General features: G+C 49.2%; 20 protein-coding genes. 6 read left to right on the top strand and 14 right to left on the bottom strand.

Features of this window, described 5'->3' with window-relative positions; translation table 11 throughout:
• Positions 1-114: 114 nt before the first annotated feature.
• The 7 genes from Q0238_RS00755 to Q0238_RS00725 all read right to left on the bottom strand — a co-directional run bounded on the left by Q0238_RS00755 (position 115) and on the right by Q0238_RS00725 (position 5,822).
• Positions 115-891: a MipA/OmpV family protein gene (locus tag Q0238_RS00755; RefSeq protein WP_297941916.1), complete on the bottom strand. Its 777-nt coding sequence runs from the start codon at positions 889-891 to the stop codon at positions 115-117.
• 391 nt (positions 892-1,282) lie between these two features.
• On the bottom strand, positions 1,283-1,966 hold the full coding sequence (locus Q0238_RS00750; RefSeq protein WP_297941915.1) for an SMI1/KNR4 family protein: 684 nt from the start codon (positions 1,964-1,966) through the stop codon (positions 1,283-1,285).
• 675 nt (positions 1,967-2,641) lie between these two features.
• Positions 2,642-3,139 carry a tyrosine-protein phosphatase gene (locus Q0238_RS00745; RefSeq protein WP_297941912.1) on the bottom strand — a complete coding sequence of 166 codons (498 nt, stop codon included), beginning with the start codon at positions 3,137-3,139 and terminating at the stop codon, positions 2,642-2,644.
• Positions 3,140-3,489: 350 nt separating this feature from the next.
• A complete protein-coding gene (locus tag Q0238_RS00740) occupies positions 3,490-3,945 on the bottom strand; it encodes a DIP1984 family protein (protein WP_297941910.1) in 456 nt (151 codons plus the stop codon).
• A gap of 18 nt (positions 3,946-3,963) precedes the next feature.
• The gene (locus Q0238_RS00735; protein WP_297941908.1) at positions 3,964-4,644 is read right to left on the bottom strand and encodes a DUF799 domain-containing protein; all 681 of its coding nucleotides are present in this window, start codon (positions 4,642-4,644) and stop codon (positions 3,964-3,966) included.
• Entirely contained in the window at positions 4,641-5,135 is a 495-nt protein-coding gene (locus Q0238_RS00730) for a DUF4810 domain-containing protein (protein ID WP_297941905.1), read from the bottom strand. Before Q0238_RS00730 ends, Q0238_RS00735 begins: the two co-directional genes overlap by 4 nt.
• A 9-nt stretch (positions 5,136-5,144) precedes the next feature.
• Positions 5,145-5,822, bottom strand: coding sequence for a CsgG/HfaB family protein (locus Q0238_RS00725; RefSeq protein WP_297902493.1), 678 nt, complete (start codon positions 5,820-5,822; stop codon positions 5,145-5,147).
• A gap of 441 nt (positions 5,823-6,263) precedes the next feature.
• On the opposite strand from Q0238_RS00725, the gene Q0238_RS00720 reads away from it, so the two are divergent.
• The gene (locus Q0238_RS00720) at positions 6,264-6,953 is read left to right on the top strand and encodes a hypothetical protein (RefSeq protein ID WP_297941903.1); all 690 of its coding nucleotides are present in this window, start codon (positions 6,264-6,266) and stop codon (positions 6,951-6,953) included.
• Between the two features lie 80 nt (positions 6,954-7,033).
• Here Q0238_RS00720 and Q0238_RS00715 read toward each other — a convergent pair whose 3' ends face one another.
• The 6 genes from Q0238_RS00715 to Q0238_RS00690 form a co-directional block, all read right to left on the bottom strand.
• Positions 7,034-7,843, bottom strand: a complete 810-nt coding sequence (locus Q0238_RS00715) for a hypothetical protein (RefSeq protein WP_297941901.1) — start codon at positions 7,841-7,843, stop codon at positions 7,034-7,036.
• A 439-nt stretch (positions 7,844-8,282) separates the two neighbouring features.
• Positions 8,283-9,914, bottom strand: coding sequence for a DUF6138 family protein (locus Q0238_RS00710; protein WP_297941899.1), 1,632 nt, complete (start codon positions 9,912-9,914; stop codon positions 8,283-8,285).
• Between the two features lie 91 nt (positions 9,915-10,005).
• Entirely contained in the window at positions 10,006-10,746 is a 741-nt protein-coding gene (locus tag Q0238_RS00705) for a sulfite exporter TauE/SafE family protein (RefSeq protein WP_297941896.1), read from the bottom strand.
• 118 nt (positions 10,747-10,864) lie between these two features.
• Positions 10,865-11,548 carry a hypothetical protein gene (locus Q0238_RS00700; protein ID WP_297941894.1) on the bottom strand — a complete coding sequence of 228 codons (684 nt, stop codon included), beginning with the start codon at positions 11,546-11,548 and terminating at the stop codon, positions 10,865-10,867.
• Positions 11,549-11,722: 174 nt separating this feature from the next.
• Positions 11,723-11,953, bottom strand: a complete 231-nt coding sequence (locus tag Q0238_RS00695) for a hypothetical protein (protein ID WP_297941892.1) — start codon at positions 11,951-11,953, stop codon at positions 11,723-11,725.
• A 182-nt stretch (positions 11,954-12,135) separates the two neighbouring features.
• Entirely contained in the window at positions 12,136-13,560 is a 1,425-nt protein-coding gene (locus Q0238_RS00690) for an SPFH domain-containing protein (RefSeq protein ID WP_297941890.1), read from the bottom strand.
• Between the two features lie 159 nt (positions 13,561-13,719).
• Here Q0238_RS00690 and Q0238_RS00685 point away from each other — a divergent pair, with 159 nt between their 5' ends.
• The 4 genes from Q0238_RS00685 to Q0238_RS00670 all read left to right on the top strand — a co-directional run bounded on the left by Q0238_RS00685 (position 13,720) and on the right by Q0238_RS00670 (position 16,460).
• A complete protein-coding gene (locus Q0238_RS00685; protein ID WP_297941887.1) occupies positions 13,720-14,739 on the top strand; it encodes an ABC transporter substrate-binding protein in 1,020 nt (339 codons plus the stop codon).
• A gap of 359 nt (positions 14,740-15,098) precedes the next feature.
• Positions 15,099-15,776, top strand: coding sequence for an isoprenylcysteine carboxylmethyltransferase family protein (locus Q0238_RS00680; RefSeq protein ID WP_297941884.1), 678 nt, complete (start codon positions 15,099-15,101; stop codon positions 15,774-15,776).
• Between the two features lie 70 nt (positions 15,777-15,846).
• Positions 15,847-16,011 carry a hypothetical protein gene (locus Q0238_RS00675; protein WP_297941882.1) on the top strand — a complete coding sequence of 55 codons (165 nt, stop codon included), beginning with the start codon at positions 15,847-15,849 and terminating at the stop codon, positions 16,009-16,011.
• Positions 16,012-16,283: 272 nt separating this feature from the next.
• Entirely contained in the window at positions 16,284-16,460 is a 177-nt protein-coding gene (locus Q0238_RS00670) for a hypothetical protein (RefSeq protein WP_297941880.1), read from the top strand.
• 211 nt (positions 16,461-16,671) lie between these two features.
• On the opposite strand, the gene Q0238_RS00665 is transcribed toward Q0238_RS00670, so the two are convergent.
• Positions 16,672-18,033, bottom strand: a complete 1,362-nt coding sequence (locus Q0238_RS00665) for an SH3 domain-containing C40 family peptidase (protein ID WP_297941878.1) — start codon at positions 18,031-18,033, stop codon at positions 16,672-16,674.
• Positions 18,034-18,089: 56 nt separating this feature from the next.
• On the opposite strand from Q0238_RS00665, the gene Q0238_RS00660 reads away from it, so the two are divergent.
• Positions 18,090-18,899 (top strand): AAA family ATPase (locus Q0238_RS00660; RefSeq protein ID WP_297941875.1); only part of this gene is annotated, 810 nt, incomplete at its 3' end.

Here is an 18,899-nt window from a genome sequence, read left to right as displayed (position 1 = left end):
TGCTTGGCACGCTTCCTGGATCGCTATTTTTGCGTTGCACACGCAGCCTGCTGACATAATCTCCCACCCTTTTGATCGTAAAATTTTATCCTCCTAAAGGGACAAAAATTTGATTTAGAATTTATATGAAATCGCCATACTAAGCGCTTTTTCGTAGCGACTATCCGTAATCGGCGAGCGCGAAATTTCATCGGAAAATCTATCCACGCCCGCCGTAGCACTCACTCCAAATCCTTTGCCTAATTCGTAAAGCGCCGTAAGATGCACGCCTACTGCACTTGCACTACCGGGCTTATATGTGCTGCCGATGCGTCCACCGAGTTCGTCCTCATCGATACCAAAATAATAATTACTCATCTTGCTAGAAAACACTTCATAGCTGATCGCCGGCGTCAAGGAAAATTGCTGCGAAATCGGCACGGAATACGATGCTTCCGCGCCATAACTACTGCCGCGCTTGCCACCCTGCGCATGTGCGGACAGCTCAAAATCACCGAGGTTTACGCCCACTTCGCCGCCGAGAGCAATTTGTTCGTTGCGGTTATGAATACTTTGATAGCCGGGTTTTAACTTGTTTGCTTTCACTTTCCAGCCATCGAATGCCTGTACATAGATAGTTGCAAAGACATGTTCGCCCAGATTCGCATTATATCCTACCTCCATACCATCAATGTAAAATCCGCCATAATTTATGGAGATACCTAGTATTGGGGCTATTTTAGTACGATCTTCCGTGCGAAACATTCCATCATAAAACGCTACGCCAATACCGACGCTTACACCATTTTCCTCGCTATGCGCGCTACTCACATCGTCTCTGTCAAAACCTTTCGCCGATAGAGCGCCCGAAGCTATACTTATCGCTAAAACTACTGAAAAAGCTCTTTTCATCTTACTTCCTTTCGTATAAAAGTTAGTTCTTAACAATATTATTTTTTCGCTTTTTATTTTCTTAAACGACCGATAAAATTCTGCCGCATTCAGCGTCTCGGCTCATTCACGCAAATTTCTAAAGGCGCGGCAACATCGCACCTTCATTCCTTGATCGCCGCAACTTGCCGTATCGTAAAAATAAAATTCCATTGCTAGATATTTATTAAAATTTAAGAGCAACGGAAGCGGCGCATTTTATAAGAATGCGGCTTTGTATACGGGCGCTACTGCCGCTAAATTTCAATTAAAAAGCCGCCAGACTTATGCCCGAAATTATCAGGAATTTAAAGATCAAATTCCGCAGGCATCCGCGAAATTCTATATTTGCTCAAGCTACCGCAAAATTGCCTTATCCTGCGACGCGATTTACCCAGATCAAAAACTCATCGCTCGGGTTCTCGTCGTCTAGATGCGCGGGCGTGACGAGCTCAAGCGCGGTTTGCGGGATCGTCGTTTTAAACGTCTGTGTTACCCACTGCTGAAATTTCACGTTTGGATGCACGAAAAAATCGTCCTCCTCGCTGTTTGGCGGCGCGCTAAAATCATCGTCCCAGCAGATTTCATCGTATCCGATCGCAAGCAATCGCAAAAAATCAAGCCCGCTATGAGCCAAAACGCAGGTCATCGTCGAGCCCGAGCCGGAGCCCATGTGTACGATCTTCGTCTCGCCCGCATCGTCCAGCCACAGCGCGCACATCGAGCCCTCCGAGCCGCTGCCCGCGAACACGCAAAGCCGCTGCTTGATCTCCGCGGCAAGCTCGCGATCCTCGCCGTAAAACCAATACCTTAGCTCCTCGTCGCGATTTTTCGGCTCATCCGTGAAGAATACGATGTCCGTGCCGCCCTCGCGCTCATCGTCGCTCCAGCCCTGCTGCAGCCGATCCTGCGGGTAGAGATAGCCGCGTCTGCGCCCGCCCGCGTCGTCATAAAAGCCGTTTGCTTCGATCCACGCATAAAGCGTCTCAAGTTCGCTCGGCACGCGCATGCCCTGCGGTAGCGCCTCGCGCAGCTGCGCCAGTAATAAATTTTCCACGATCGCTCCTTTTGCTAAATTTGCCGCTCGAATTTTACTGCGTTTCGGCTAAATTTACGGATATTTTATCTGATATTTGCGGCGTTTTACGCGCTCCGTCGCCGCAAACGCAAATCGGGCTTTTAAAATTTAGTTTTTTGCTTGTGATACACGCGCCGCAGCGGTATGAGCGCATATTTGAAAAAGGGTATGAGAATTTTCAATAGAAAAATGCGTAAAATTTTACGACTTAAATTTTACTATCTTGCAATCGCTTTGCTATATTTTTTGTAAATTTACGATTTTAAATTTAGCTCTCCGCAAAGAGTAAAATTTTATCGATACCTATAAATTTAAAATTTCTCGCGTCTTTTGCTTACATGTCTCAAATTTTTGCTCAAACTCCGCGCGTATTTGCAGCTCGTTTTTCGCCCACATTTTGGTGTATCCCGAGTTCGCACTAGGAAATATACGTAGCTCGTATTCTAAAATTTCGTTATAAACGGCACTTTGTCATTATTAAATTTACAAATTTCGCCGCCGTCTGACTAACGGGCGAAATTTCGTCTAAATTCCAAGCTCGGCTCTTACGAGCGCTTCGTTTTGCGGCGTCAAAAAGCCCGCGATATCCTGCCACATCGAGTGAAAGCCGTATCCGCCATCTATCATCTCGCTACGCGTGGCGTCCAGCCCCGATCAGATCACGCGGTACATCGCCACCACAAGTCCCGTGCGATCGGCTCCGTGATAGCAATGCACGAGCACGGCACCCTCCTTTTGGCGCTCGCGAATGGTGCGCAAAACGTCCGCGATCTGCGCGGGCTTTATCTCCCAGCTTTGAAGCGGCTTGTTTGTGAGCCAAAATTGATTTCCAAACGCCCTTTTGTCGCCGCCTCTGCTAAAATGGCGCAGATTTACGATGCTTTTGATGCCAAGCTCGTGCAGCTTCGCGGCGTCGCTCCCGTCAAGCTGAGCGCTGCGAAACAGCAGCTCGTCCACGCGGTAAAAATTTTTCGCTTCGTCGATGAGAATTGCTTTTTGAGATGAGCTTGAGTTTGTACCGCTCGCCGCGATATCTGCGCTTTTAAAATGCGCGTTTTGAAATTTGGTGTCTTTTGCGTCCGCGAGATTTTGTTCCGCGCCGTTTGTTTTTCTAAAATTTATGGAATTCGCTTCTGTCGCATTAAAATACAAAATAGCGAGTACGCCTAAATTTAACGAAAAATTTAAGCGTCAAGGCCACCCAGATCGCCGCTAAATTTTACTGCAAGCCCGCAAGTCGCGCCGCAAAAATTAAAATTTCATTTTAAATTTCCCCGTTCCCGCCCTGGGTATCGCTAGATCAGTACGCGGTAGTTACATTGCGTAGTTACATTGCCCTTGTAAATTTACTGAAAATAAATCGTAAAAGGGGTGCGCCCGTTTCCGCGAGCGCTGCCATAAACCTGCTTCGCAGGTGAGTTTTGTACTCGCCTCTTGCGATACTTACCCGAAATTTTATTTTTCGCGAAATTCTTTCAAATTTCGCCGCTAAATTTGACGCTTTAGTTGGTCAGATCAGTCTGCCAATTTGCGCCTTGCAGCGTCGTGTCAAGCTGCCTGATCTGTCTAGCTAGCTCGTCCACCTGCTTTTGCAGCGCCGCGACGTCGACTGTGCTTAAAATTTTAATCTCACTGCGCGAATAAACGTCCACCTTTTGCGCGGCAGCTTGCGCGAATGCACGCAGCGCGCCCGCTTTTAGCGTGAGTATGTCGCGCTTAGCGATTAGCTCGGTTAAGCTCTTGCCGTCCGCTTTTGCGGTGCAGTTGGTTAAATTTATCCGAACGATTAGCCGCTCAAGCTCGCCCGTAAGCGCGTCTAGCTCGGCTAGCAGCGCATTAGGCTCTTCGCTGGGCTTCTCGCCCTCTTGCACCTTTGCGTTGTCCGCGAGCCTTGATTTTAGCTGCTCGATGCGTTTTTGTATGTCGGCGCGCAGTATCAGCGCCTCGGCTAGTTTCATTTTCGTCCTTTTTAAAATTTATTTGCCGCCGCCAAGCTGCCTATCTTGTCCGTAGTGCGGTGAATACGGGCCGTAGAGCAAGCAGTTGTTGCAGTTTTGGCCCAGCAGCATCGCATCTGCGCTCGCAGAGAGCTTGTATCCCGCATCGGTGATCGTATCACTAACCTGCTTAATAACCGCGGAGATCAGCATACCCACGAGATTGTTACCGCCCCCGCCCGAGTCGTCGCTGACCTGCGCCGAGCCCTCCCAGAGCATCGCGCCGCTTCGCAAATCCACGAGTTTGGCATTGACCGCCACCACGTTCGTGCTTTTGATAAGCATATACGAAGTGCCGTATTTGACGACGTTCAGATACAGCACGGCGTCTGCGCCGAAAATCTGTCTTAGCTTGTGCGCGGAGACATTTTGGATGTCGCTAGCCTCGTAAATTCCGTTATTTTTGAAGGTCTCATGCACGAGCGCTGGATCAAATACATAATACCCCGCTTCGCTTAGCGGATAGATCGCGTTGGCAAGCACGGCAGCACCTGCATCCACTTCAGTTGTTTCGTTGCTCGGCATCAGCACCAAAATCGATCGAGGCTTAGCCTGCTGAAGCGCCGAGTAGTCATAAATTTCAGGCTCACTTAGAGCGCACGCATTAAAAAACAGCGCCACGAATACGCTAAAAATAGCTATTTGAGCTTTATTTTTCATTTTTTAGCCTTTTTATTCGTTTTGCCGCCCTGCTTTGCGGCAGCTTTGCCTTGCTTCGCAGAGGCTGCTTTGGCGGCTTCGCGTTCGCTTGATCCTTGAACTTTATCAGCGCCCGGCTTGGTCGCAGCCTCAGCCTTTTTAAGCGCGGCGGGGTTTGTAACGAAGGTCAAAAACGGCTTTGATTCAGGGAAAGCCTGAGCTTCTTTTTCGAAATTCTCTCTCGCCCTCGCGCCGTTACCAGCGCTTAGATACAAAAGCCCCAGATGTGAATAAAGCCCCGGCGGGACTTTGAGTCCTTTTTCGTATGCCTTTTGGATAGATTTTTCAAGCGCTTCGATCTGCTCGCCTACGTCGCCTTCCTGCTTTAGATACTGATAGGTCGAGTCCGTGTAGCTGCCGTCCCAGTAATAAATTTGATTCCGGCTCCCGCCGCCGCAGCCGCAAAAGATCACGGCTGCAGCAGCAAGAGCAAGAGCGCTGCTCGCTTTCAAATTTAATCCTTATCTCACTTTAAACGCGCCGTTTTCAAGGCCGTTTACGAGATTATTGACCGCTTCGATGATCGCTAGGCTTAGCACCTTGCCGTTTAGCGTCGAATCATAGCCCGCAGTGCCGCCGAAACCTAGCACTTCGCGATTTGATAGCTCATACTCGCCCGCGCCCTGAGTCGAAAAGACCACCTCGGAGGTTCTAACGTCAACGATGTTTAAATTTACTTTAGAATACGCGGTTTGAGTCTTTCCTTTACCCAAAATTCCAAACAGCTGATGATCTCCGGTCGTCTTGCGGCCAAACTCAGTCACGTCGCCGGTGATAACGTATCTGGCGCCCTTTAAGTTTTGTGCGCTTTTGGAGATTGCGCTTTCCTCTTTGATGGCGCGCATATTCGTGCGGTCAAGCACCGAGAAACGTCCCGTTTGCTGTAAGCTTGAGATCAAAATCGTCTGCGCTTGATTGCCCAGCCTGTCCTCTCCGTCGGAGAACACGCCGTTGTTGTAAGAGGACTGGTTGTTAAAGCGTCCTACTGACACGGCGATCCGCTCGCCAGAGTAATTGGTATTTAGACTCGCTACCGTAGGGGTTTGTACTACGCGAGAGCTCTCTTTCGCGCATCCGCTAAATAGCGCCAGCACCGAAGCTGCAATAACGGCAGCCGATATGGTTTTTTTGAAATTCATTCTTTACTCCTTGAAAAAATTTACGTATAATATCTCATTTTTTCTTAAAATTTTATCTATGAATTTAAGTGTGCAAATTTATATGAGCGGGCTTTGAGCATGATTTATTTTAAAGTCGATGAATTTAATTTCATGCTATTTATGCATAAAATATTGCAATAAGCTGATCAATAAGTAGATTTTGCCTAATTTTATCCGCGCTTTTTGTAATATGTGCTCGCCCGCAAACAGCTTGCAATAGGAAAGCCAATTTAAGCAACGTAAATTTTAAAATATGCAGCCCACCTCCAAGCGCGCAAATTTACGCCTTTGCCGCTAAGCGATTTTTAAAAGCTATCAAGCTAAAATTTATCCCGATTTAAGATCAAATTTAAACTCAACCCAGACGGCGAAAATTTCACAAAAGGCGCTGCAAGCGGCGAAATCTCAAAGGAGCCTAGCATGAAAAGATTGATAAATTTCCTCGGGCGCATTTGCACAGACCTGCTCGCAGGCAGGGCGCTACTACACCCGATCCTGCTTACGGCCGCATTTTTAGCGGCGAAATTCGGCACGATCTATCTTACGCGCATCGCGGTTTTGGGGCGCGAATACCATTGGGGGAATTTCGGAGGAGAGCTATTTTATATCTCTTTCGATTTTACCGCAAACGCCTATTTTATTGCACTTTGCTTGCATTGGCTGCTTAGCGGCTCGATAAAGCGCACTCTTGCGCCGCTACGAGCAGCCTTAGCGCTTTTGATCGTCGCAGCGTGCATTTTAGGCTATTTCGATGCGGATGAGCACTACCAAAAGGAGGGCACGATGTTTTATTTTTTCGCAGGCTCTCTCATCGCAATCTGTATCTATCTTTCGGTCGCGGCGATCAAACTTAAAAGGTTTTTACCCGCAATCTGCGCGCTCGCGTATGTTTTAAGCTACGTTTTTTGCGTGTGGATATATTTTCAAATACCGCTAAAATCGCTCTACGTAATCCGCGCGCTATTTTTTCTGTGTCCGCTCGCGTGGACGTTTTATTTCAAATACGAATTTCAAAAATCGCTCGCGAAAGACGCCGCAAGCAGTGATGAAATTTTAAATAGTGCAAGCAGCGATGAAATTTCAAAAAGCAAAGCGCGCACGGAGAGTTAAATTTTAAAAATTTCACCGCAAAGTGCTAAATTTACAAAATTTCGCCAGGGTTAAATTTTAAAATTTACCGCGCGGCGCTTTTATCCTTTTATATCCTCGATCACAGCCTCTACGAAACGGGCCGTATCAATTAGCCTAAAGCCCCATATTTTAGGATCTGCCGTGATTTTATTATAAAAATCTTCCAATTCTTTCGCGGGGGATAATTCGCCCAATTTAAACGGGGCAAATTTTACTTTGCCGGTCTTTTTTATATAAGGCAGCAACTCCTTTAAATCCTTATGATTAAACCAGCAGTCCGCTCTAAGGAAGCCGCCGTTTTTCGAGCCTGCGATCTTGCTTTTTAAAAAATCGTCCATGCCGGGCGGCTCTTTTTGCAGCAATCTGGTGCAGGCTAGGTGGTACTCAAGCTTTCTAGGCGTTTGATCTACCGCCGAGACAAAACAAACGCCGTATCCCTGCTGCATTTGGATCGACAAAACGTCGCCCTCCTCAAAATACGGCGTTTTTTGCTTCGAAATTTTGGCTCGCTTAAGCGGTCTAGGGTTTTCGCTTTTTAGCTGAAGCGCTAATTTATCAAGCGCTTTTTGGCGGCTCTTTTGAGATTTTTCAAAGACCTTGTTCCACATCCCGCTTGCGCCGTCTTTTATGATAGCAAGGGCTTTGTCGCGGATTTCGTCGTTTAAAAATCCGATCTTCCAAAGCGAATACGCTAGGGCCGTCCAATAAATCTCGCTATAAAGCTCATCGGTGCAGAAATTTTCCGTCTGCGCCAAAACATCTTGCAGTATCGTTTCAACATTTTCGCCGTCCTTGTAACGCTCGGTGATAGTCAAATATATATCGTATCCGTCGTCGCTATCGATAATTTTCACTCCGTCTATCGCCATTTTTTCTCCTTTATCTTGGACTTTTATCTGCCGATTTCGCTGAGCCGAATTTTATCAAAATTTAAGCGCTTAAAAGACAAATCTTCGTGGAAATTCTATGATAACGATAACGCCGCCTCGCCTTTATTGTTAAGGGGGGAGGGGGCTTAAATTACGAGATCGTTCCCTTCCCCCTTAACAATCCTCCATCCCCGACGACGTTAGAGGTGGCGATGCTTTGTTAACGCAAAGCATCGCTGAGTTAAATTTAATAAATTTGCTTTAGATTTGAATATAAAATTCTAAAGCGAAGCGCCCAAGATAAGGCGCAGTATTTTTGCGTTTAGACGAGGCAGAAATGAGCCGAATGGAAGGAGCGTATATATAAATACGTGACTGAAATTCGGCGAAATTTCTAACGAAGTATAAACCAAAAAGACAAGCCTTAAAATCGCAAAATTTAACCCGAAATTTCCTTCCGCCAGCTTTTACCCCACACGGCATACGCCACGCTCTCTTTTTCATACTCGCTCAGCCCCGAGATCGCGCGCGAAAACAGAGCTTTGTTCGCAGGCCCCTTCATTAGCGCCTTTAAGCTTTTGTAAATTTTATCCTCCTGATATGACAGCAGCCCTGCGACGATCACCTCTAAACTACGCTCGCTAATGCCATAGCGATCGATAAATGCCTCGATAAATTTTATATGCGCGCTCTGATGTTCGGCATCTACCGTCTCAAAGTAGCGCCGCGCGAGACCAAAGTATTTTTCGCTCTTTAGCGCAAGGCCGAAAACTGCGTAGCTGCCGCTTGCCAGGCACTTTTCGCCGTCCGTATCGGCGTAGAACTCAAACTTGTGCTTTAGCGCCTCGTTCGCGTAAAGCTCAAGCTCGGCGTCGAGCCCGTGCGCGAGCGCGGCGGCGAAAAAGCGGTGCGTCTGCGTGGGCGCAAGGCCTTTGATCGGCAGATAAATTTTCTGCGCCTTGGAGCTAAGCTTTACGGCGTAGCTCGCGGGAAAGCCCGCTTGCAGAAGTTTTATGATGAAATTTAGCGCCTTTTTATACGCGCTCGCCGTTTCGTTTTTGATTTTTACTCGAACCTGCGCGAAAACGTCGTTTGCCGAGCACTCCGCATCCGCGTCTTTAAATTTTACTAGCTCTTCGCCAAGCTCGCCCGTGCCTTGGTCCAGATAGCTTTGCGCCTGAGCTGAGCCGAAAATTTTAGCCGCGCACTCCAAATCCTTGCGCGCAAGATTCACATCCCAGCTATAGCGCTTAAATTTGATATTCCAAAGCGCCGCCCGCACGAAAAACGCAAGCTCGCCCGCGTCCACGCTTTGCCGCGTAAAACCCTTTTTAAGCTCGTAATCTTTACTCCAGCCGTCATCGCTAATATTATAAAATTTCGGCAGGAATTTTTCCTCTTTCCAGCGCCGCAGATTATTCTCTAGCGCGATGATAAAATCCCCCAAAAGCCGCCTGTTTTTGACATCCTGCACCACGGCGATAACCTGCTCAAGCAGCGCTGTTAGCGCCGCTTCGTCGTAATCCATAAGCGAAAGATCGAAAATGCGGTCCATAAACACGAAAATCTCGCGGCCGTCTTTGATCTTTTTATCGCGACGAATGATGAGCTCGTCTATATAATCATCCATTTTGCGCTTTAGCTCGGCTTTTCGCGCAGTGTTTTCAAAGTAAAATTTATGCTCGTAGCTGCGCTGTACCAAGCTTTCGCTCGCACCTTCAAATTTGACCGCTAAATCCAGCTTATACGCAAAAAACGGCAGATTTGCTTCAGCCAAAAACTCCTCCTCCGCGCTCTTTGCGATAAGCGGGACGATGGCCTCAAACTCCTCGCGCTCAAGCTCGTCTATCTCGGGCGCATCGGCTCTGAAGCTGTCCGCGCCAAAGTCGTGAAGGTAGAGCCTGATGCGCGATCCGCGGCACTCTACGCCCAAAAAATCAAAATACCCCTCTTGCACGCGACACCCCGAATACGGCGCCTCGCCCTTGTACTGCGAGCCGAGCTTATCCCTAATCAGGCGCTTTAGCGCGTCTGAAATTTTGTCCGCTAGCGAAATTTGAGCTTCGTTCATTGACGATCCTTTTAAATTTAAGTTAAATTTAGCGGCAAGGCGCCGCGACTAAATTTAGATCTAAATTTTAGCTTCGATTCGGCAAACGCGCCTAGCTCAAAGCCAAAAATTTTCTAACCGTAATACAAAGTATCGTGACGATAAGCGCGATCATCCAGCGCTTTTGAGCTTTTTTGCCGATCTTGTGCGAGGTTTTGACGCCCGCGTAAACGCCCGCTAGCGAGCCGATACCGAGCAACGCGCCGATTTCGTAGTGTACGAACCCGTGCGCGGAGAGGCTCAGAAAGCCCGCACTTGAGGAAAATATCACGAAAAATAGCCCCGTGCTGACGGCCTTTTTGATGTCGTAGTTTAAAAAGCTGATCAAAATAGGCATCACGAATACCGCGCCGCCGATACCCACGCTGATCGCCACGGCGCCCACCGCAAGCCCCACGATAAAGAGCAAAATTTTAGATTCGTTGGCCTCGCCGGTGGGCTCGGTCGGGGTTTTGAAGAGTTTGATTAAATTTATGATCTGCACTAAAATAAGCGTGCCCAGTAGAAATTTTGAGGAGAAATAGCTTACGATAAAGCCGCTGCTAAGCGCGCCGCAAAAGCCTCCGAGCCCCAGCACCAGCGCCGGCGCGACGTCGAGCATTTTGCTTTTAAAATTTACGAACGAGCCGAAAATCGAGCTGAAGATCATCTGCATGATGCTGATGCCGATGGCGTACTTGACGTCGTAGCCGAAGAGCATCATCACGGGCACCACGACCGTGCCGCCGCCGATGCCGAAAAATCCGCTGATAAAGCCTACGCAGGCGCCGATTAAAATGTATTCAAAAAACATCCGTATTCCTTATTTCAGCCCATTTGGTCTCTCTAAATTCCGCTTTTTACGGCTCGTCATTAAAATTTACCGCTTGCAAGCGTTTAAATTTAAGCGCAAAATTTAGTAAATTTAAGCCTTATAGCTGTTTCGCTCTGCGCATCCATTCGCGGTAGCGCTCGCGCGAAATTTTTATATTTTCATATCGCAAGGCGTCCGCGCGAAAGCATTTCAAGCTCAGTTCATTACCCTCAAAGCCCGCGAAATCAGCCTGCTCGTAGATGTCGTAACCGCCCTGCATGCAGTCTAAAACGTCTACATATCTCTGCTCTTCGCTCATCGGCTCAGCAAAGCTCACCAAATGCACACCGTTTGGAGCGCCCCAGTAGCAGCCGCTCACGACCAGCGCGCCCCAGCCCCGCAGATAGTGCACGCCGCCCCAAATGAAGCTCTCCTTGCCGAGCGTCCAGGCGTCCGGCACGAAGCGCATGATCTGCGCTGAGGCTAGATCAAGCACGCTGTAGCCGTATAGATCCTGGCGAAAAACGAGGTAAAATTTGCCGTCTGCGTGGCGGATTAGGCTAAAAAATTCCGCCCGATCGTCTATACAGCGCCAGCTTATTATCTGCGTTTTGCGAGTATCAAACAGCGCGTATTCGCCGCCGCTAAAGCTTGTCGCGCCGAGCCTATATGCGTCCTTTACGATCTCATATCCGCCGCTTAAATTTATCGTTTGGCGCTGGATAAAATTTCGCCCCTCGAAAAGAGTTTCCGCCTGTTTGATGCGCGCTTGGTACTGCGCGGAATTTACGGCGTTTGGCATCGTGCGCTCCTTAAAATTTTATGCAGACGGGTTAAATTTTGCGCTGCCGCCAACGGCTCTCGCTTCTTAATTTCATCCGAACCGAATAAACTTAGCCTCGCAGGGCGGCAAAATTTGACCGCTAGGCGGCAGAGCTCAAGCATTTGGCGGCAACCGATAACCGCTAAGCGCAGTCTATGGCGGGTAGCCGCGCGTCCTAAATTTTACTTCGCCTTGCAAATTTTTAAAATTTACGCGCAGTTTCGGCATCCTACGGATATCTTGCGATACTGCGCCGCCTTTAAATACTCGCACACAAGGACCTGAAATTTTACGAGCGTTTGAAATTTCACGATATTTAAAATTCCGCAGCGTTTTAAAATTCCACGAAGATCTGAAATTTCGCGAGTATTTGAAATTTCGCAATCTTTAAAATTCCGCTAACGCCTTAAATTTTATCCGACGCGAGCAGACAAACCACCCGGACGGACAGACCGCTCAAATTTGCTCGCCCGCGCGGTGTCGCTAGCCATTACTTAAATTTACTCTCCTCCGCAGCCCGCTAGCGTATAAATTTAAAATTTTACTCGCCCAATACGCTGCGAATATTACTCGGATCTATCCCCCTCCTTGGCGCCTGAAATTTTATCCAGCACCTTTTTGCCGACCTCGCTTTGATTTAGCGCTTCAAGCATCGCGGCTAGCTGCGTGCCGCCCTTGGCGCTTAAAATTTCGCCGAATTTACTCATCCCCTCGCCTACGCTGCCTTCGTTTGCGATGATCTTAAGATCCGCCGCGCTTAGCGCCTTGGCCTGCTCCAGGCCGATATCGCGGTTTGCTTCGATCTGTTTGATCGAAATGAGATAGGTCTGGTATCCCTGATTTTCGCCGATCTCGCGCGCGAGCTCGATCTGCGCGTTTACGGGCGCGAGCTCTTTTAACCTAAGCGCCTCGGCCTCTGCAGAGCCTATCTTTAGCGTACCCTGCGCCTCTTTGTCCTTCATCTCCAAAAGCGCCGCGGCGGCGAGAAACTGCTTCTCTTTATCGCCCTGCGCTACTAAAATTTGATTTTCCTTGATCGCTTCGGCGTCGCGGATTTTGGCGTTTTTGCGCGCTTCGGCGTCGATCTCGATCTTGCGCTGCTCCTGCTCGGCCTTTACGATCTCCACTTGCTTTTTGATCTCAGCCTGCTTGACGTCGTTTACCCGCACGACCTCCATCGCCTTTTCCTGCGTGATCTTTTGCTGATCCTTGATGAGCTGCTCGGCTTGCTCCTTTGAGATCGCGACTTCGCGCTCGTTTTCGACGGTTTTAAGGCCTACCATCTTATTGGCTTCCTGCTGGCGCACTTCGGTTGCCTGCGCGGCTTCGATCTCGGCGATTTGAGCGAGCTTGGTGTTGTTTGCGACCTCGACGCGGCTTTCCTTTTCGATCTGGGATTTTTTCTTCTCCATGATGTTTAAGATGACCTTGCTGCCGCTGCTATCTCGGATATCCATCAGCTCGATGTTTTTAACGGGCTCGATGCCCCAGTTTTGCAGCTGCGTCTTTACCGCCTTGGTAAAATCGTCTCCGAGCTCGGAGCGGATCTGCAAAATGTCCTCAAGCACGCGGCTCGAAAGGATCGAACGAATCGAGCCTTGGATGATATTTCTAAGCTGATTGTTAAGATCCTCAAAATTATTGACGCGTTGCGCAGCTAAATTTGAATCCATAATCCTAAAAAACGCCGTAATATCGACGACGAAAGGAAGCCTACCCAAATCATACGCCTCGTAATCCTCGATCTTGATGCTAAAAACAGAGACCGGCAAAACTATCTTCGTAACGCCCAGCACCGGCACCCAGCTCGGAAATTCGTAATAGCTGTTGCCGTTGCCGGTATCTTTGCCGTAGCTCGTCGTCTTGCGCGCGCTCTGGACGATATGCACTTCATTCGTCTCCACTATGCGCCTGAAAAACAGCGGCACGATGATAAAAAGCGCGATTAAAACCCCGACGACGGCGCCTATCAAATATAAAATTTCATCCATTTTCTCTCCTTTAAAAATGCTAAATTTAAAATGGATTATATAAAAATTTACTTTGAAAAATAATAAATAATCGCGGCGACAGCGGTTAAAATTTACGCAATTTTAATGAGATTTTATGTAATATCGCAGCGTATATTTCAATACCTTTTAGGAGAAAAAATGAAAAAATTTTTACTACTGCTTTTAGCGGGTGCACTTTTTGCGAGCGCGGCAGAGCTTAGAACTATCAAGGATATGGACGGAGCTGAGGTCAAAATCCCCGCAAAAGTTGAGCGTATCGCAGCACTCTGGCACTCGAACAATCAAATTTTACTGGCTCTGGGCGGAGCGGATAAGATCGTCGCTACCACCGATAATATCAGCAAAAACGCATGGTTTCTTAAAATTTATCCGCGCCTGGCGCAGATCCCCGTGCTGCTAAAAAATAACGATGTAAATTTGGAGGAGCTAATGAGCCGTAACCCCGACGTAGTCATAGTCCCAACCGCACTGGCAGGCGAAAATTTAGCCAAACAGGGCTTTACCGTTTTAAAGGCGAGCTTTAGCGATTACGAGCAGATGAGGCGCAGCATCAGGATGTGCGGCGATATGCTAGGCGGCGACGCGCCGCAAAGAGCGAAGGATCTGATCTCAAATCTCGATAAAAATATCGCTTTGGTTAGCGGCCGCACCGCAAATTTAAGCCCCGACAAGCGTCCGCGCGTCCTTCACATCGTAGGCGGAAGCGATCTTTTAAAGATCGACGGCAAGGGCACACTGATCGACTCATGGATAGAGCTAGCCGGCGGAACGAATGCGATCACCGCCACAAAAGGCCCGATGAAAACCATCACCGCCGAGGAGATCATCGCGAGCAACCCGCAGATCATAATCGTGGGCGGCGATCACAACGAAGATGCGGTAGAGAAGATCAAATCCAGCCCGGTTTACAGCGGCACGGATGCGGTCAAAAACGGGCGCGTTTACGGCAATCCGCGCGGGGTTTTCAACTGGGATCGATACGGCGCGGATACGGTGCTTCAAATTTTATGGGCGGCAAAAACCATCCAGCCGGAGCTTTTTGCTGACATCGACATAAAGGCCGAAACTAAGGCGTTTTATAAAAAATTTATGAATTACGAGCTAAGCGATACGGAATTTGGTTATATTTTAAAAGGACTTAGCCCGGAAGGTAAATAAGACGCGGCGCCGAAGCAACGGCGCCGGCGCCACACCTAGTAGGCAACCCATGCCGAACGTCTCATCATGTAGTAGGCGGCGGGTATATCGGCGCCGAGAAGACCGCCATTCTACCAGCGCCGAAACCTCTTTCAACAAATAGCACTAAGCGGGCGGGCGTCGTATCGTCAAAACAAACGGCGCTATCGCATTTTTGGCGCGTTGAAATGCGGATGCCGCCAGCATAAAGCGCAGATCCCATCGGTGCTCGGCGCGTCGATACCTAAATGACGGCATCGCTGCCACATTGTCCCAACCGAAGCGACATCCCTAGCACGCGGCGTGCCGAGCAAAAATAGCCGTAACATGTCAAATAGGCGGTGCGAGGCGGAATAAAATTTAAACCCGCGGCGGGTGAAAAAGGACAAAGCAACGACAAGCAAACAAGGGCAAAACAAAGCTGCAAGATAAAATTTAAAGCAAAGGGAGCGGTCATGGAAATTTCATTTTTTACGACTCTTGAGCCTTCTCTAGCGGGCGCTTGGATACCCTCATTTGCGATGGTGCTGATACAATTCGTATATATGTTTATCTATAAAGAGGTCGGCAAGCGCGCCACCGATACCTCATGGTACACGCTCGCGGATAAGCGAAATGCGATCATAAGCTCGCTGCTGCAAGTAGCGCTGCTCATTTTATCGGTCTTCGTGCCTCTTAAGACGGGCAGCGCGTGGTTTTGGATCGGAGCGGTGATCTATGTAGCGGCTTTTGCGGGCTTCATCAAGGCGTTTTACGACTATGCGGCGGCCCCTGCGGACAGAGCCGCACAAGGCGGCATCTACCGCCTATCGCGCAATCCGATGTATTTCTTTTATTTCCTCGGCATGGCGGGCGTTTGTATCGCCTCGGCGTCGCTGTGGCTACTCATAGTGATAGTGCCCTTTGCTATATACAATCATCTCGTGGTTCTCGGCGAGGAGCGCTACTGCGAGCAAGCCTATGGACAGGAATATTTAAAGTATAAACGCAAAACGCCGCGATATTTTTTGTTCTTTTAAGGGGAGGATAAAACCTAGGGCATGCCGCAGCCCTAGACGTTTTATAAAATTTTGGCACCAAAGAGAGAGTATGTTCGTAAGGAAAAATTCCTCGCTCGTCGCCGCTTTGTTTCTAGCGTTTTGTCTAAACGCCGCCGCGGGCGAGCCGAGGACGGTTAAAGATATGCGCAGAAACGTCGTAGAGCTACCGGAGAAAGCAAGCAAAGTAGCCTCGCTTTGTAACGCGAACAACTAAATCATCCTCGTAGGCGGCGCGGAGTTTGGATACATACTGCACGGCCTGGGCCTAGACGGCAAATGACGCACGCTCCCGCTTGCGGTGAAAAATAGCTTCGGCTGAAGTCTGGGTGCGTTTAGAGCCGTCTGCACATTTAGCGGAAAAGCGTTTCTTAAAATTTTAAGAGCCGAGCGAATGAAATTTTACCGGCTCGTTACGGCTCCTTTAAAATTTCAAACGAAATTTTAAAGCAAAATTTTACCGACGGCGCAAGGGTACGCATATTGGCGATGAAGACACAAAATGTAAAATTTAGCGATGCGCCGAGTAGGCACGACGAAACAGCAAACGCATCGCCAGTAAGAAATACGCAAGAGGCGATGCTTGAGACGAAGCGATTTGCAAGGGATGGCGGCACGCGCGTTTATATCCGCGGGATTCTATCCATAGCGGCGAGCAGTTCATAGAGATATACGCAAGCAACGCGCCGCTTTCGATAGCGGCGAGCAGTTCGCGCCTGCATACACAAACAAGACATCGTTTTTCGATAGCGGCGACGGCTTGCACTCATCTCAGTAGCGCGCGGTTCGCTCTTTTTTACATGCATCCGGTTCTCATCGCTTGCTTTTTCTGAGGCCATCGCCCATAGCCCGCTCTCTATTTTTTACGAGACAGCGTTTAATTCGCACCGAAATCCGCAGAGCCAAACTGATCGTCCAAAGCGCCGTCCTCCTCGCCCGAAAGTACGCTCATCGCGCTGATACGCGAGATCAGCAGGCGGTCCTCGGCGATGTCGGCGCGATCCGAACCGATAGTAAGCGACGTAATCGCCGTACGTCCGATGACCGCGCGTCCCCCATCCATCGTACGAAGCCCCCAGATATCGTGCAGCACTGCGGGCTTGCCATCCACCTGCCCTACGTAGAGCATCACGTGGCCAGGCATATACAGCAGGGTTTTATACGCTACGCCGTTTTTGCCGATGAGCTCGAGCTTTTCATCCGCGCTCATCCCCGCCAGCGAAAAACGCTCGCCGCGGCCCGATTGCGCCTTAGAATTTCGCGGCAGCCACAGCCCGAAATTAGCCAAAAAATCCTTCGTCATAAGCGAGCAATCGCGAAGAAATTTATACCCGCCCCAGCCGTATTTCTGCCCGAGCAGGCTAGCGGCTACGATCTTTGAGTTCTGCTCATCTAGCGGCGCGGGCCAAAGTCTCGCATCATCCGCGCTAACGAAATATCTCTTGCCGCCAAACTGGGTTAAAATTTCGCCGCTAAATACGCTCCGTACGCCGAGCGTGCCGCCAAGATCGCGTTCGCCGCTAAAATCATACGGCAGGATCGTGCCGGTGCGCGCCCTAAAAAGCTCCGCGCCGCTTCCGTCATAAATGACCGCGCCCTCGCGCAGGATCGTTATAAATTTAGAATTTGCGTAGATATCCGCCTGCTGCGGGCTGATGCGCTTTATCGCGTCGCTTCTGATCCAGCTCCACACGCCGTCGTTGCGCACGAACGCCCACGCGCCGTCTCTGCTGTAATGCGACAGCAGCATCGGATAGCCCACGCCCACGGCGGAATTTGCGGCGTAATCAAACGGCTCGCCCTCCCCCGGCTCGCTCGGATCGCCGAAAATCGGCAGATCGCTTGGGATATTTCGCAGCAGCGCGTTTTTTACCGTTATAGCGGGCTCGGAGATCAGCCCGAACGCCTCTTCGTTCGCGTTTATACGAATGCTTTGATAGATCGCATCGTCGTATATCCTGCCTGCGGCGTCAAAATGGCGACCCTTGGCGTAATTAAGCCCCCAAAAAGTATCTATTCCCGCCTTCACGGGCGCATCATCAAACCAAATTTTAAAATAGCGGCTCTTAAACGCTTTTCCGCTTATGTTTTGCACCGACGCAGGAGCCGGCAGCCGCTCGCTGTTTTGAGCGTATTCGAGATCCAAAACAGCGGGATTTTCCGGGATAAACTTATGGACGGTTTCGCCGCAACCTGCAAGGATTAAAGCCGCGAAGATAAGAGATACTAATCGTTTCAAACAAAATGCCTTTTAAAAAATTTTGGCTATAATTTTGCCAAAAAATAGGAAAAAACTTGATAAATTTCATAATCCAAAAGCTAAAAGATCGCAATATTTTCATCACGGGCGGCGCAGGCGTGGGCAAAAGCTACGTGATAAAAGAGCTCATCGAGGATTACCGCGCTCGCGGCAAGCTCGTCATCGTGCTCGGCAGCACCGGCATCAGCGCCGTAGAGATCGGCGGCGTGACCGTGCATAGCTTCTTCCGCTTCGGCATTTGCAAAAACCACGAGGAGTTAAAAAGCTTCGATCGCAAACAAAGCGGCAAGTTAAGCGAGCTGCGAAAAATTTTAGCCCTCGCAGATCTCATCGTAATCGATGAAATTTCGATGATCGGCGCCGAGCTTTTCGAGATGATCTATCTTAGAATTTCAAGCTCTAAATTTAACGGACGGCTGCTAGTTACGGGCGATTTTTATCAGCTTCCGCCGGTGCGCAAAGAGGGCGAGAGCGCGACGCGCGCAAGCCTATTTAGCGACTCGGATTATGCCTTCGGATCGTACGCGTGGAGGCAGTGCGAGTTTTTTTACGTCGAGATGATAGGCTCCAAGCGCACCGCAGATGCGGCGCTATACCGCCTACTTTGCGAGCTACGGCTCGGCATCGCAAGCGAGCAGACGGCGGAGCTGATGCGATCTTTGCTCATCGATGCCGCGCAAGCAGAACCAGATGCCACGATAATCTCGGGACGAAACGCCGAAGTAGATGCGATAAACAATGCCAGACTGTCCAAGCTTAATGCGCCGCAAAGCAGCTTTGAGGGCGTTTATGAAGCGCTGCAAAGCGGCGTGAGCGAGCAAAAAATTCAAAAATGGATCGCCTCT

Source organism: uncultured Campylobacter sp., from assembly GCF_938045775.1.
Lineage (GTDB): Bacteria > Campylobacterota > Campylobacteria > Campylobacterales > Campylobacteraceae > Campylobacter_B.
The sequence above is the reverse complement of the archived record's forward strand: the minus strand, read 5'-3'. Positions and strand labels throughout refer to the sequence as shown.

What these genes read in the sequence shown, in the direction of transcription:
- Q0238_RS00755 (WP_297941916.1), bottom strand. Translation starts at nt 891, where the DNA reads ATGAAAAGAGCTTTTTCAGTAGTTTTAGCGATAAGTATAGCTTCGGGC.
- Q0238_RS00740 (WP_297941910.1), bottom strand. Translation starts at nt 3,945, where the DNA reads ATGAAACTAGCCGAGGCGCTGATACTGCGCGCCGACATACAAAAACGC.
- Q0238_RS00735 (WP_297941908.1), bottom strand. Translation starts at nt 4,644, where the DNA reads ATGAAAAATAAAGCTCAAATAGCTATTTTTAGCGTATTCGTGGCGCTG.
- Q0238_RS00725 (WP_297902493.1), bottom strand. Translation starts at nt 5,822, where the DNA reads ATGAATTTCAAAAAAACCATATCGGCTGCCGTTATTGCAGCTTCGGTG.
- Q0238_RS00720 (WP_297941903.1), top strand. Translation starts at nt 6,264, where the DNA reads ATGAAAAGATTGATAAATTTCCTCGGGCGCATTTGCACAGACCTGCTC.
- Q0238_RS00715 (WP_297941901.1), bottom strand. Translation starts at nt 7,843, where the DNA reads ATGGCGATAGACGGAGTGAAAATTATCGATAGCGACGACGGATACGAT.
- Q0238_RS00710 (WP_297941899.1), bottom strand. Translation starts at nt 9,914, where the DNA reads ATGAACGAAGCTCAAATTTCGCTAGCGGACAAAATTTCAGACGCGCTA.
- Q0238_RS00705 (WP_297941896.1), bottom strand. Translation starts at nt 10,746, where the DNA reads ATGTTTTTTGAATACATTTTAATCGGCGCCTGCGTAGGCTTTATCAGC.
- Q0238_RS00700 (WP_297941894.1), bottom strand. Translation starts at nt 11,548, where the DNA reads ATGCCAAACGCCGTAAATTCCGCGCAGTACCAAGCGCGCATCAAACAG.
- Q0238_RS00690 (WP_297941890.1), bottom strand. Translation starts at nt 13,560, where the DNA reads ATGGATGAAATTTTATATTTGATAGGCGCCGTCGTCGGGGTTTTAATC.
- Q0238_RS00685 (WP_297941887.1), top strand. Translation starts at nt 13,720, where the DNA reads ATGAAAAAATTTTTACTACTGCTTTTAGCGGGTGCACTTTTTGCGAGC.
- Q0238_RS00675 (WP_297941882.1), top strand. Translation starts at nt 15,847, where the DNA reads ATGTTCGTAAGGAAAAATTCCTCGCTCGTCGCCGCTTTGTTTCTAGCG.
- Q0238_RS00670 (WP_297941880.1), top strand. Translation starts at nt 16,284, where the DNA reads ATGAAGACACAAAATGTAAAATTTAGCGATGCGCCGAGTAGGCACGAC.